This is a genomic window from Flavobacterium pokkalii, from assembly GCF_014596575.1.
Classification (GTDB): Bacteria; Bacteroidota; Bacteroidia; order Flavobacteriales; family Flavobacteriaceae; genus Flavobacterium; species Flavobacterium pokkalii.
This window is the reverse complement of sequence record NZ_NASZ01000008.1, coordinates 80,358-94,114: the sequence shown is the minus strand read 5'-3', so window position 1 is coordinate 94,114 and position 13,757 is coordinate 80,358. Positions and strand designations below refer to the sequence as shown.

Annotated in this window: 9 protein-coding genes; 5 read left to right on the top strand and 4 right to left on the bottom strand. The window is 34.2% G+C overall.

All coding sequences use genetic code 11. The features are described from left to right. Nucleotides 1–45: 45 nt before the first annotated feature. The 4 genes from B6A10_RS07295 to purL form a co-directional block, all read right to left on the bottom strand. Nucleotides 46–420 (bottom strand): GNAT family N-acetyltransferase, encoded by a 375-nt coding sequence (locus B6A10_RS07295; RefSeq protein ID WP_188220345.1) that lies wholly within the window; start codon nucleotides 418–420, stop codon nucleotides 46–48. A gap of 215 nt (nucleotides 421–635) precedes the next feature. Then, complete coding sequence (locus B6A10_RS07290) at nucleotides 636–1,061, bottom strand: HIT family protein (RefSeq protein ID WP_188220344.1); 426 nt, start codon at nucleotides 1,059–1,061, stop codon at nucleotides 636–638. Nucleotides 1,062–1,125: 64 nt separating this feature from the next. Beyond that, a complete protein-coding gene (locus tag B6A10_RS07285) occupies nucleotides 1,126–1,569 on the bottom strand; it encodes a DUF2059 domain-containing protein (RefSeq protein WP_188220343.1) in 444 nt (147 codons plus the stop codon). Between the two features lie 128 nt (nucleotides 1,570–1,697). Further along, nucleotides 1,698–5,351, bottom strand: a complete 3,654-nt coding sequence (purL, locus tag B6A10_RS07280; protein ID WP_188220342.1) for a phosphoribosylformylglycinamidine synthase — start codon at nucleotides 5,349–5,351, stop codon at nucleotides 1,698–1,700. 204 nt (nucleotides 5,352–5,555) lie between these two features. Between purL and B6A10_RS07275 the strand changes: the two genes are divergently transcribed. The 5 genes from B6A10_RS07275 to B6A10_RS07255 all read left to right on the top strand — a co-directional run bounded on the left by B6A10_RS07275 (nucleotide 5,556) and on the right by B6A10_RS07255 (nucleotide 13,755). Beyond that, nucleotides 5,556–6,245, top strand: a complete 690-nt coding sequence (locus B6A10_RS07275) for a DUF1826 domain-containing protein (RefSeq protein ID WP_188220341.1) — start codon at nucleotides 5,556–5,558, stop codon at nucleotides 6,243–6,245. A 223-nt stretch (nucleotides 6,246–6,468) separates the two neighbouring features. After that, the gene (locus B6A10_RS07270) at nucleotides 6,469–7,536 is read left to right on the top strand and encodes a formylglycine-generating enzyme family protein (protein ID WP_238929374.1); all 1,068 of its coding nucleotides are present in this window, start codon (nucleotides 6,469–6,471) and stop codon (nucleotides 7,534–7,536) included. Between the two features lie 335 nt (nucleotides 7,537–7,871). Then, nucleotides 7,872–10,604, top strand: coding sequence for a substrate-binding domain-containing protein (locus B6A10_RS07265; RefSeq protein WP_188220339.1), 2,733 nt, complete (start codon nucleotides 7,872–7,874; stop codon nucleotides 10,602–10,604). A 231-nt stretch (nucleotides 10,605–10,835) separates the two neighbouring features. Beyond that, on the top strand, nucleotides 10,836–12,194 hold the full coding sequence (locus B6A10_RS07260; RefSeq protein ID WP_188220338.1) for a sugar porter family MFS transporter: 1,359 nt from the start codon (nucleotides 10,836–10,838) through the stop codon (nucleotides 12,192–12,194). Further along, nucleotides 12,157–13,755, top strand: a complete 1,599-nt coding sequence (locus B6A10_RS07255) for a glycoside hydrolase family 32 protein (RefSeq protein WP_188220337.1) — start codon at nucleotides 12,157–12,159, stop codon at nucleotides 13,753–13,755. Before B6A10_RS07260 ends, B6A10_RS07255 begins: the two co-directional genes overlap by 38 nt. Nucleotides 13,756–13,757 lie beyond the last annotated feature (2 nt).

Here is a 13,757-nt window from a genome sequence, read left to right as displayed (position 1 = left end):
TCCTATAAAAGTAATAAATATTCTAACTGTAACCGTTTTTGATTTTTAAGAATAAGAATAGTTTAACCAGTTAATAAGTCGCGTGATGGAAGAATCCAGATTTTTATGAACCAAATTTTTTCCTTTTTCCTTTAAAAGCAGTTCTGATTTTTGAATCAAATTTTCCTGAAGAAAATAATGTTCAAAAGCAGTGTCGATATATGTTTTTAATTGATATACGTTTGAATTTGAGTTTGATGCATAGGAATAGCCAACGATTTTATCGTTTAATTCTGCTACCAAAAGTGGTAATCCAAAGTGTTGGTTGAGTTTTGATTTTTCCTTTTTTTGCTCCTGATACAGTTTGATAATTGTGTCTAGATCAGCTATTGTTACTGCTCTGAAATTAAAATTGGCTTGTTGTTGTGCTGTCGTTTCCATACGTTGCTATTTTAGGTAAAGCTATTTATTTCCTAAAAACAAGTACAGATACAGAAATAATTTTGTTTATGGTTACAGATTGCTTTTGCTTTTTTAAATTTTAAAACAGATAAAACAAATTAAAATTGGGGATAATTTGTGTTTTGTAAACAAAAAATCCTCTTTTTAAATTGAATTAAAAAGAGGATTTCACTGTGTAAATTAGCCGAAGTTTTTTATAAAACCGCTTTTATTTTTTCTATTACTGTTTGATATTCAGCATCCGTAAGTTGGGTTTTGTTGGGATTCATTTCGAAAACACTTCCAAAACCATAGCCGTCTTTGTATTTAGGAACTACGTGAAAATGCAAATGCGACAGGGTGTCGGCATAAGCTCCGTAATTAATCTTGTCCGGATTAAAAGCTTTGGCAATAGTTTTAGCCGCGGTGGCAACGTCGTCCATAAAAGCATTACGCTCTTCGTTACTTAATTCGTGAAATTCAACGCCGTGGTCTTTGTAAACCACATTTAAACGACCGGAGTAAGATTGTTCTTTGAACAGAAACAATTGCGATACTTTCAGGTCGGTAATTTTAATCATTAGGTTGTGCAGGGTTTCATTTTCCTGACAATACAAGCATTCAGAAACTGGACTTGGCATAGTTTTTATTTTATAAATTGATAATAGCATTTGGATAGACTCTGGCAAAGCTATCCATACTATTTTACTTTTCCAAATTGTCTTTTTCTTTAAGTTTGGCTAGGAGTTTTTCAGTAATTTCTTTTCCTAATTTTTGGCCAGCAGCCATAGATTCTTGCATTACTTGAGGCATGGTGCTAATCATTTTTTTTCCAATAGATGAATTATAAAAAACAATTAATTGGTCAATATCACTTTCGGTGTAATATTTATCATATATAGGAAGTATCATGTTTTCAAAATCTTCTGCTTTTACTCCTTTTTTAAACTCTTCCCAAAATTCATCGTTGACTGAAGAAGAATGAGAAGTTTTAAAGCTACGAATTATTTGGTCCATAATTTGGACACCCATTTTTCCGGAACCTGTTAATTCCATCAGTTGTTTTATTTTTTCTGTTTTTGAAGTACTTTGTGCATTTGCAGAAAACGAAAGTATGCAGAAACTTAAAATTAAAAGTGTTTTTTTCATGGATTGGTTTCTTAGAATTAAAAAGTTATTTCGTTTTAAATATAAGGAATTAAATTTTGTAAATAAAAATTATCTCACAAAAAAAGCGCTCTCTTTCGAGAACGCTTTAAATATTTAAAAACTAAAAATTAGTTGTTTTCAATCCACTTTCTGGCATTGACAAAGGCTTCCTGCCAAGGTGTAACTTCGTCGTTTCTATGGCTTGGGTAATTTGCCCAGTTCCATTGGAAAACCGAACGTTCAATGTGTGGCATCGTAACTAAGTGACGACCTGTTTTGTCACACAACATTGCTGTGTTAAAGTCGGAACCATTAGGGTTTGCCGGATAGCTTTCGTAACCGTATTTTCCAACGATATTGTAGTTTTCTTCACCCATTGGTAAGTTAAATTTACCTTCACCATGAGAAACCCAAACTCCCAAAGTTGTTCCGGCTAAAGTAGATAACATCACAGAGTTATTTTCCTGTACGGTTACCGAAGTAAAGATACTTTCGTGTTTGTGGCTGTTGTTGTGCAACATTTTTCCGTGTACTTCATGCTCCGGATTAATTACTTCTAATTCCATGAACAATTGGCAACCGTTACAAATTCCAACAGATAAGGTATCTTCTCTTTTGAAGAAGTTTTTCAAAGCGTTATTGGCTTTTTCGTTGTATTTGAAAGCTCCTGCCCAACCTTTAGCAGAACCTAATACGTCAGAATTGGAGAATCCACCCACAGCACCAATAAACTGAACATCTTCTAAATTCTCACGACCAGAAATCAAATCGGTCATGTGGATGTCTTTTACATCAAAACCGGCTAAATACATGGCGTTTGCCATTTCGCGCTCGGAATTAGATCCTTTTTCGCGAATAATTGCTGCTTTTGGTCTTGGTTTTGTAGCATCAACTTCCGGTTTTTTTCCTGTAAAATGAGCCGGAAAATTAAAGTTTAACGGTTGGTTTTTATAGTTGTCATAACGCTCTTGCGCTGTTCCGTTTTTAGATTGTTTTTGGTCTAATAAGAATGAAGTTTTAAACCAAATATCTCTGTATTTAGCAATGTCTAACTGGCAAGGACCAAAGTTCAGTGTAGCTTCATTAGTTACTGTTCCTAATTTATGGAAAGCAACTCCGTTAGCGTTTAATTTATTTTCTAAAGCAGCGTCTTCATTAGCCTGGAATACAATTCCGATGTTTTCAGCAAAAAGATATTTGATGATGTCTTTTTCTTCGAAAACAGAAAAGTCAATTTTAGCTCCTAAGTTCACATCAGCAAAACACATTTCTAATAAAGTAGTGATTAAACCACCGCTTCCAATATCGTGACCTGCAACGATATTTCCTTCCAGAATTAATTCCTGAATAGTGTTGAATGCTTTTTTAAAGAAAGCTGCGTCTTTAATCGTAGGTGTTTCAGCTCCAATTTTGTTTAAGATTTGAGCAAATGAAGAACCTCCTAATTTAAATTCATCCTGAGATAAATTGATATAATAAATAGAACCGCCGTCTTTTTGTAAAACAGGTTCAACTACTTTTCTAATATCAGTACAGTTACCAGCAGCTGAAATAATAACCGTTCCCGGAGCGATTACTTCGTCATTTGGATATTTTTGTTTCATTGAAAGCGAATCTTTTCCGGTTGGAATATTGATTCCTAATTCGATTGCAAAATCCGAACAACCTTCAACAGCAGCATATAAACGGGCATCTTCACCTTCGTTTTTACAAGCCCACATCCAGTTAGCCGACAATGAAATGCCGCCCAATCCGTCTTTAATTGGTGCCCAGATAATATTTGATAAAGATTCTGCGATGGCATTGCGGCTTCCTGCTACGGGATCAATTAAAGCAGCAATAGGAGCATGACCAATAGAAGTGGCAATTCCTTCTTTTCCGTTAAAATCTAAAGCGACCACACCGCAGTTGTTTAATGGTAATTGTAATGGTCCGGCGCATTGTTGTTTAGCTACTTTTCCGCCCACACAACGGTCCACTTTATTAGTTAACCAGTCCTTAGAAGCAACGGCTTCCAATTGTAAAACCGCTTCTAAATAAGTAGCAATTTTATCTTTAGTATAATCTAATTCAGCGTAGTTATAGTCAACAGTAGTATCGGTAATAACTGTTTTTGGCGAACTTCCGAAGAAATCTTCCAATGCATAATCCATTGGTTTAGCTCCGGTAGTTTTTGATTCGAAAGTAAAACGGTGGTCTCCAGTTACATCTCCTACTTGGTACATTGGCGAACGCTCTCTGTCGGCAATTCTTTGCAACGTATCAATATCTTTTTGTCCAATAACCAATCCCATTCTTTCTTGAGATTCGTTACCTATTATTTCTTTAGCCGAAAGGGTAGGGTCACCCACAGGCAATTTGTCTAAATCAATTAAACCTCCTGTTTCTTCCACTAATTCCGAAAGACAGTTTAGATGTCCACCCGCACCGTGATCGTGTATAGAGACAATAGGGTTGTTGTCGCTTTCTACTAATCCACGAATGGCATTAGCAGCACGTTTTTGCATTTCAGGATTCGAACGTTGAATCGCGTTTAATTCAATTCCTGAACCGAAAGCTCCGGTATCAGCTGAAGAAACAGCCGCTCCACCCATTCCGATTCTATAATTTTCTCCACCAAGAATAACTATTTTATCACCTTCCTGTGGTTTGTGTTTGATAGCCTGGTCTAATTTTCCAAAACCAATTCCACCCGCCTGCATGATTACCTTATCATAGCCTAATTTACGGTCATTTTCGTTATGTTCGAATGTAAGAAGTGAACCTGTAATAAGCGGTTGTCCAAATTTATTTCCAAAATCAGAAGCTCCGTTTGAAGCTTTAATCAAAATGTCCATTGGCGTTTGGTACAACCATTTTCTTTCTTCAACACCGTTTTCCCAAGGACGATTTTGCTCCAATCTTGAGTAAGAAGTCATGTAAACTGCAGTTCCTGCTAACGGTAATGAACCTTGTCCTCCTGCCAAACGGTCACGAATTTCACCTCCCGAACCAGTTGCCGCACCGTTGAAAGGCTCCACAGTTGTAGGGAAGTTATGTGTTTCTGCTTTTAAGGAAATAACCGAATCAAATTCTTTTACTTCGTAAAAGTCAGCTTTGTCAGCTGTTTTTGGAGCAAATTGTTCAATTTTTGGTCCTTTTACAAAAGCTACATTGTCTTTGTAAGCCGAAACGATATCGTTAGGATTTTCCTGAGATGTTTTTTTGATTAATTTGAAAAGAGAAGTTTCTTTTTCCTGACCGTCAATAACAAAAGTTCCGTTGAAAATTTTGTGACGACAGTGTTCCGAATTGGCTTGTGAGAAAGCAAAAATTTCAGAATCGGTTAGTTTTCTTTCTAATTTGGTTGCCAAATTATTTAGATATTCTACTTCTTCTGAGCTTAAAGCCAAACCTTCCTGTTTGTTGTAAGCCTCAATGTCATCGATTTCTAAAATAGGCTCCGGTTGAATATGGATAGTGAAAATATCCTGATTTAATTCAGTGTATTTTTGAGAAAGCATCGGATCAAAATCAGTAAAATCTTCTGAAGTACGATAAAATTCTTCGATACGGATGATTCCTAAAATCCCCATATTTTGAGTGATTTCCACTGCGTTGGTACTCCAAGGTGTAATCATGGTTGCGCGGGGACCAACAAAAAAATCCGTCAATACGGATTTCTCTATTTTAGTTGCATTGGCAAAAAGCCAGTTCAGTTTAGAAATATCTTGAGCCGAAATTTCGCCTTGAGTTTGTACGGCAAAAATTGCGTTGCTTTGGTTTTCAAAGAAATGAATCATCGTAAATGTATAAGTTGTTCAATTAACGCTGCAAATTTAGTTTAAAAAAATAGTACGGACAAGTGTAAAAAAGACTTTTTAAAGTGGCGGTATTTAAGCAGTTTTTTAGGTTTTTATTTCTAATAATAGGCTTCCGGATTTTACTATTCTGTAACTTTGTGGCCAATTAAAATTTGACTTTCTTAATTTCAAAAAAGCAGTAGTATGATTTTAGTTAGCGACCAAATTGGAAGAGTTTCCTCTTTTTCTGAACTTGTTAATACCGAATTTAAAGGAACGATGAACGCGTTGTGCTGGCATAGAAATTTACAAGGTGATTTTAAGGAAATTGTAACGCAACTACAATTAAAGGAGAATATCACGGAAGTTTCTGCTGAAGATTTATTGGCGCTTCAATTATCGGAAAAAGGAAATCTGGCACGTGAAATTATTCTGAATGATTTGCAATTATTGACTGATTTTGGAGCTTCGCCTTCACTTAATTTATTAAAATGTTATGAGCGTGACGAGGAATTTGATTTCATTTCGACGGATGTTTATTCTTATCATGTGGACCGTTCTCCTGTTGCGACAGATACTTTTTTGTGTACTTATTATGGAGCGGCAAGTGATATAATTCCCAATGAGCAGGCGGAACAGAAAATTTTAATTCCTGAAATTAGAAAAAAGCTTCAGGAGTTGCATAATAGTTCTGCAGAAGAATTTGAGGGTTTCCTGAAAGAGAATTATTTCGATTTGCATTATCAGGCAAAACTGGATTCTGAGCCTGTTAACTTAGGATTAGGACATCTGTGGCGACTGGCAGTCGATCATCCTGATCAGCAGGTTTTGCCTTGTATTCATCGGGCTCCAAAGGAAAACGAAGGGGAATATAGGTTGTTGTTGATTTGTTAGGGGATTTTAGTCAGACCGGATTAGTATTTTGGTTCTTTGAAATTAAACTTTAGCACCAAATAATTAGGATAAAATGGGTGGTATAAAAAAGGTTAATTTAGCGTACAGTTGAAGTTAAGGCTAAACCTTAATAGCTTATAAAAGAATTAGAGAATATTTTGAATCAAATTAAAAAATCAATATGGGTATTAGAGATAAAAAAATAATTAGAGTAATATTTTTTATGATTATTCCTTTAATAGGTTTTTTGTATGTATTGCTGAGTTTTGGAATTAAAAATAACGGAAAGAAAATTTCAGATCCAAAGTTTGAATTAACTGTTGAGAATAAAAACAACAAGCCTAAGAATGCTCCGGAAGGAATGGTTTGGATTCCCGGAGGCGAATTTTCAATGGGAAGTAATTTTGATGACGAGAGTTTGTGTAGTATCAAAGGAGTGACCAATGATGCCCGTCCGATTCATAGGGTTTATGTAGATGGATTTTGGATGGATAAAACCGAAGTGACTAATGAAGAATTTGCCAAATTTGTAAAAGCGACAGGCTATACAACTGTTGCAGAGAAAAAGCCTTTGGCAGAAGAATTTCCCGGAGTTCCTTTAGTTGAATTAATTGCCGGTTCGGCAGTTTTTACACCAACAAAAAGTAAGGTAGATTTGAATAATTATTTAGAATGGTGGCAATATATAGGAGGAGCTGATTGGCGACATCCTACAGGTCCGGATAGTAATATAACTGGCAAGGATAATTATCCGGTTGTACATATTGCATTTGAAGATGCTGCAGCCTATGCAAAATGGGCCGGAAAACGTTTGCCTACTGAAGCCGAATGGGAATTTGCCGCCAGAGGAGGAATGACAGGCGCATCTTATACTTGGGGAAATGTTTTTAAGCCGGAAGGAAAGATTCAGGCGAATATTTATCAGGGAGATTTTCCAGTTGACCAAGGCGATACCGCAGAAGACGGTTTTGTAGGTCTGGCACCTGTAGCTCAATACAAACCTAATGGTTATGGCTTGTTTGATATGGCTGGTAATGTTTGGGAATGGATAAATGATTGGTATAGCGAGGATTATTATCAGATTTTGTCAGAAAGTGGAAAAGTAACAAGAAATCCGAAAGGTCCTCAATCAAGTAATTATTCTGCTGAGCCAAATGCATTAACAAAAGTTCACAGAGGAGGATCATTCCTGTGTACAGACGAATATTGTACCAGATATTTAGTAGGTTCAAGAGGCCATGGAGAAATAAAATCGTCTGCAAACCATATTGGGTTCAGATGTGTTAAATAGTTTTTTTAAATTAGTAGCTTGTTTATAGGATATAATTTGTTTTAGAATTATTTTACTAACATCTCTGTTAAAAAAAACAGGTTATTCCTTAAGTTTTAGCTTTTGATGCCATAAAAAAAATAAAAAGCTGTCAATTGATAATAATAATTTGATTTTTTTACATTTGCTATTATCAATTGAGCTACTAAGCAGTTATTTTTTATAGCAACCTCTCAAAGATTCAATTACTTAAACACTTATTATTAAATTTTATATTTATTAAGTAATTTAAATTCCGTCGATTTTTTTTCTGAAACAAAGTCATTTTTACAGTATTTTTTAATTTATTGAAACTTATGTTAAGAATATATATTATTGCAAGCCTGTTATTTTTTGGGTATTTGTTCAATTCATGCAATTCATCAAATGAGAATAAAGAAACTATAACTATAGGTTTTTCACAAAGTATTGATAATGATTTGTGGAGAAAATCGATGGATCATGCAATGGAAGTTGAAACATTACTTCATCCAAACGCTAAATTGATTATTTATAATGCCGATCGAAAAGTAAAAAAACAGATTCAGGATGTTGAAAAAATGATTCAGCAAAATATGGATGTAATAATTATTGCTCCTTATGAATCCGATTCCATTGTTCCTGTTATTGAAAAAGCAAATCGAAAAGGAATCCCTGTTATAATTGTTGACAGAAAGGTAAATACGTTAAATTACACCGCTTTTTTAGGTGCCGACAATGTTGAAGTTGGTAAACTTGCCGGAAAGCAAATTGTTTCTTTATCTAAAGGAAAAGGTACGGTTGTAGAAATAAGAGGCGAAATTGTAACCTATCCCGGTATTGAAAGAAGCAAGGGACTGCAACAAATTTTAAGTAAATATCCCGGAATACAAAAGATAAGTATTGATGCGGATGATTTTAATTCGCCTAAAAGTAAATTTGTCAAGCTATTAGATAGCTTGTCTATAGATTATGTATTTGGGTTTAACGATCTGATAGCTTATAATGCATGGAAAATAGCTAAGGAGAAGCGACCAAATAATAAAATTAAGTTCATCGGTGTTGACGGACTAAATGGTACCAATGGAGGAGTAGAATTTGTTAAGGAAGGAGTACTAACCGGTACGATTTTGTATCCAACAGGTGGCGCTGAAGCTATTAAACTAGCTTTGAAGATAAAAAACAAAGAAATTGTTCCAAAGATGAACAAGCTTAATACCACCTTGATAGATACACTGAATGCAGAAATCATGAGTAGTCAATTTGATAAAATATCTTTACAACAATCTGATATTGAAAATCAGCAACATTTTATTAAGGAACAATTACAAAAATATAGCAGCCAAAGTAATCTGTTGAAAGCTTTAATTGTTTTAAGTCTTGTTATCTTTTTGTTTGCCATTCATAGTATTTATTCCCGAATAATAATTAGCAGAAAAAAGAAAGAACTTGAACTAACAAATGCTAAAATTATAAGTCAGCGTAATGAAATTGAAAAATTTGCCGATGAAATAAAACGCAGTAATGAGGTTAGGCTTAACTTTTTCACGGGGCTTTCGCATGAATTTAAAACACCTTTAACCTTAATTATGAGTTCCACAGAATCTTTAATGGAAGAAGAAAAAATTAGAGATTCAAAACTCATCGATGAGATGAAATTGATTTATAAAAATTCAAACCGATTATTACGATTAATTAATCAACTGTTGGATTTTAGAAAGCTTGAAGAACAAAAATTTACTTTACAAGCATCCAAAACCAATATTTTTGATTTTACCAATGAGGTAATGATAAACTTTAAAGCCGAAGCGGCACGCAGGAATATTGATTTTCAATTGAGCTGTAAAAGTAAAAATCTGGAATTGTTTATTGACCAAAATTTGATGGATAAAGTGTATTTTAATCTGCTTTCTAATGCCTTTAAATTTACTCCTGATAATGGTAAAATAAATATTTCTATAGTAGAAAATCAAGACAATACGGTTAAAATTAGTTTTAAAGATTCCGGAATTGGTATCCCTGATAATGAGTTGTCTAATGTTTTTCAGCCATTTTTTAAAGCTTCTAATAACAGTAAAAACAGTTCCGGAATAGGACTTCATCTATCAAAAGAATTTGTTTTGTTACATCATGGTACTATCGATTTAAAATCAAAACAGGGCAGTGAATTTGTAATTACGTTATTGAAAGGAAATAATCATTTGGCTAAAGATGAAATTGTTGAAAATATAGACAATAAAAATATTGCACAAAATATAATTACCAATCATTTGGAACTTGAATCCGAGGTTGAAAACTTTAATCTTGCTGCCGATTCTGAAAAGCATTCTATTTTAATTATAGAAGATAACAGTGATTTGGTTGCTTTTTTACAGGCCAAATTAACCAAAGAATATACCGTCTATACTTCAGACGGAAGTGATGGAATTGAAAAAGCTATCGAAATCATACCTGATATTATTATCTGTGATATTAATTTGGTCGGTAAGGACGGTTATGAAATTAGTAAAGCGCTGAAAAAAGATTTGCGTTCTTCGCATATTCCAATTATTATTTTAACGGCTCAAAGCAGTAAAGAAGCTGTATTAAAGGGATTGCAAAGCGGAGTAGATCAGTATCTTACGAAGCCTTTTAGCCTTTCTATTTTGAAGCAATCCCTTTCAAGTTTGCTTTTTAACAGAGAAAAATTACGTTATTATTATACAAATAACATTTATCGTGTGGAGCCGGAATCCCGTTTTGGTAATCCGGAACAAACTTTTATTACTAAAATGAATGAAATTATTCAGAGTAATGTAGAGAATCCAAAATTTTCGGTTGAAGATTTAGCCGATAAAATGAGTGTATCAAGAGTTCAGTTGTACAGAAAAGTAAAAGCGATTATGGGAATTAATATTAGTGACCACATTAATAACATTAAATTAGAGAAAGCTGCCGAACTTTTAAAGCTTAATGAAATGAATATTTCGGAGATTGCGTATTCGCTTGGATTCTCTTCTCCAAATTATTTTTCGACCGCTTTTAAGAATAAATTTGGAGTTTCTCCTAAAGAATATAAAACATCATTATAAGACGTAACATAATCAGCTTCTTTTTTAGGTAACATTTTCATATCTAAAGTTACAAAATCATAACTATATGGTTTTCGTAACAAAAACAGAATATCTGAAAACCATTGAAAACAAAGGGGTTGTGCCGAAAATGATAAACTAATAGTAATAGAATAAATAAATTGTAACATCATTAAAAATAAGTTGCTTTTTTTACGAATAACTTAGCGAAACGTTTTTAATACATGTACAATGAATAAGATATTAATTTGGTCTGTTACTGCTGCACTGGCAGGATTTTTATTCGGTTTTGATACCGTAGTTATTTCAGGAGCTGATAAACAATTACAGCTTCTTTGGCATTCTTCTGATGCTTTTCATGGATCTGTTGTTATGGCAATGGCGCTTTGGGGAACAGTTATCGGAGCTATTTTTGGAGGAATTCCAACCAATAAGATAGGTCGTAAAAAAACATTATTTTGGATTGGTATTCTGTATTTTGTTTCAGCTATCGGAGCTGCTCTTGCGAATGATCCTTATATTTTTGCGTTTTTCCGATTTATAGGAGGATTGGGTGTTGGTGCTTCAACCATTGCTGCTCCGGCCTATGTTTCAGAAATTGCTCCGGCTGATAAACGAGGTCGTTTGGTTGCTCTCTATCAGTTTAATATCGTATTAGGGATTTTAGTAGCCTTTATTTCTAATTACTTTTTAAAAGATATTGGCGAAAACGCCTGGCGATGGATGGTTGGTGTTCAGGCAATTCCTTCTTTTATCTATATCCTTTTTATTATTACAATTCCGGAAAGTCCTAGATGGTTATTATCCAAAAACCGTATTGATGAAGCCCGTAAAGTACTTTTTACAATTGATCCATTAGCAAATATCGAAGATTTTAGAGATGAAGCGAGTGAGAATGGAGCAGTCAAGCATGAAAATATTTTCATGAAAAAATACCGTTTTCCGCTTATGCTCGCTTTTTTAATCGCTTTTTTCAATCAGTTTTCCGGAATCAATGCTTTTTTATATTACGCTCCGAGAATTTTTGAAGAAGCTGGTTTAGGTCAAAATACGGCATTGTTAAGTAGTATCGGAATCGGAATTACAAATCTTGTTTTTACTTTAGTTGGAGTAAGTTTAATTGATAAATTAGGCAGAAAGGTATTGATGTATATTGGTTCTGTAGGTTATATTATCTCTTTAGGATTAGTTTCGGCGGCTTTTTATTTTGATTGGGGAGGCTTGTCTGTACCTGTTTTTCTTTTCCTGTTTATTGCTTCTCACGCTATAGGTCAGGGAGCTGTAATCTGGGTTTTTATTTCCGAGATTTTTCCAAATCATATTCGTGCTTCCGGACAGGCTTTTGGAAGTTCAGTACACTGGGTTTTGGCGGCGATAATTCCTTCGTTAATCCCTGTATTGTTTTCTGAAATTGGACCGTCGGTAGTGTTTTTAATTTTTACCTTGATGATGGTACTGCAATTATTATTTGTGATGTTTTTAATGCCGGAAACCAAAGGAATTTCTTTAGAAACATTGAGCGAAAATTTGACTAATAAAAATACCAACAAAGATGATTTCAAAAAAACAGCTTCAGCTCGCGTTTTGTAGTGGAATTTTAATGACAATAGCAAGTTGCAAAACAGCTTCGGTCACAGCACAAACTACTAATGTTACTGTCACAGCCGAAGAACAAATGTATCGTCCTAATTTTCATTTTACACCCAAAAAAGGATGGATGAATGATCCTAACGGATTGTTCTATCTTAACGGTACTTATCATTTGTTTTTCCAACATACACCATTTCAAAGTGTCCCGGATTTTAGTAAGATGCACTGGGGTCATGCTGTAAGTAAAGATTTAATAAAATGGGAAGAACTAACGCCTGCAATTGCTTATGATGAGAAAGGAGCCATATTTTCCGGAAGTGCTGTAGTTGATAAGGACAATACATCGGGATTTGGTGATGGGACGAATGTTCCGGTGGTGGCCATTTTTACTTATCATAATATGCAAAAAGAGAAAGCGGGAGAAATTGATGCCCAGTCTCAGGCAATAGCTTATTCTTTGGATAATGGAAAAACATGGACAAAATATAGTAATAATCCGGTTTTAAAAAATCCGGGAATAAAAGATTTCAGAGATCCTAAAGTATTTTGGGATGCTAAAAGAAAACAATGGGTAATGGGATTGGCCGCTCAGGACAGACAGCATTTTTATGGTTCTAAAAATCTAAAAGATTGGGTTTTTCTTTCCGAATTTGGAAAAGATGTCGGTGGGCATGGCGGTGTTTGGGAATGTCCGGATCTTTTTCCAATAAAGATAGAGGGAACTGAGGAAGAGAAATGGGTTCTTATTGTAAATATCAATCCGGGTGGACCAAATGGAGGTTCGGCTGCACAATATTTTGTTGGTGATTTTGATGGTAAAACCTTTAAAATGGATGCTCTTTTTACCCAACAATTGCAAAAAGAAAAAGTGGCCTGGCTGGATTTAGGAAGAGACAATTATGCCAGCGTATCTTTTGATAATGTACCGGATAATAAAAGAATTATCATCGGATGGATGTCCAACTGGGATTATGCATCACAAGTTCCTACAAATCAGTGGAGAGGGACTACAACGATTGCCCGTGAATTGAAATTAATAAAAAATCAGGAGCATTATAGTTTGATAAGTGCTCCAGTTCATCAATTAGAAAATTACACTTCAAAATCAGTTAAGAAGAAAGAAATAACTGCTAATGAAAAGGTGACACTTGCAGAGAATAATGAAATTGATTTAACGAAAGTAGTTGTTGAGTTGAGTTTAAAAGATTTGGAATCAGAAACTTATACTTTTGTTTTGTCTAATAAGGAAGGAGAATTGTTGACTTTTGGGATTAATAATGCGGAACATTATTTGTTTATCGACCGTTCAAAATCAGGGAAAAATAATTTTTCGGATAAATTTTATCAACCGCTAACCAAAGCAATTTTGGATAAAAATCAAAAAGAGGCAGTTTTTAAAATCATTTTAGATAAAACATCTCTGGAGATTTTCTTTAATAATGGAGAAAAGGTCATGACAGATATATTTTTCAACAGCAGTCCTTTTACACAATTGGATTTACTATCAGAAGAAAAAATCAATGTTCAAAATCTTGAAATTAACCAAATAAATATTAACTAAAA

Coding starts and splice junctions, on each gene's coding strand:
- B6A10_RS07265 (WP_188220339.1), top strand. CDS start 7,872: ATGTTAAGAATATATATTATTGCAAGCCTGTTATTTTTTGGGTATTTG.
- B6A10_RS07255 (WP_188220337.1), top strand. CDS start 12,157: ATGATTTCAAAAAAACAGCTTCAGCTCGCGTTTTGTAGTGGAATTTTA.
- B6A10_RS07275 (WP_188220341.1), top strand. CDS start 5,556: ATGATTTTAGTTAGCGACCAAATTGGAAGAGTTTCCTCTTTTTCTGAA.
- B6A10_RS07270 (WP_238929374.1), top strand. CDS start 6,469: ATGATTATTCCTTTAATAGGTTTTTTGTATGTATTGCTGAGTTTTGGA.
- purL (WP_188220342.1), bottom strand. CDS start 5,351: ATGATTCATTTCTTTGAAAACCAAAGCAACGCAATTTTTGCCGTACAA.
- B6A10_RS07295 (WP_188220345.1), bottom strand. CDS start 420: ATGGAAACGACAGCACAACAACAAGCCAATTTTAATTTCAGAGCAGTA.
- B6A10_RS07285 (WP_188220343.1), bottom strand. CDS start 1,569: ATGAAAAAAACACTTTTAATTTTAAGTTTCTGCATACTTTCGTTTTCT.
- B6A10_RS07260 (WP_188220338.1), top strand. CDS start 10,836: ATGAATAAGATATTAATTTGGTCTGTTACTGCTGCACTGGCAGGATTT.
- B6A10_RS07290 (WP_188220344.1), bottom strand. CDS start 1,061: ATGCCAAGTCCAGTTTCTGAATGCTTGTATTGTCAGGAAAATGAAACC.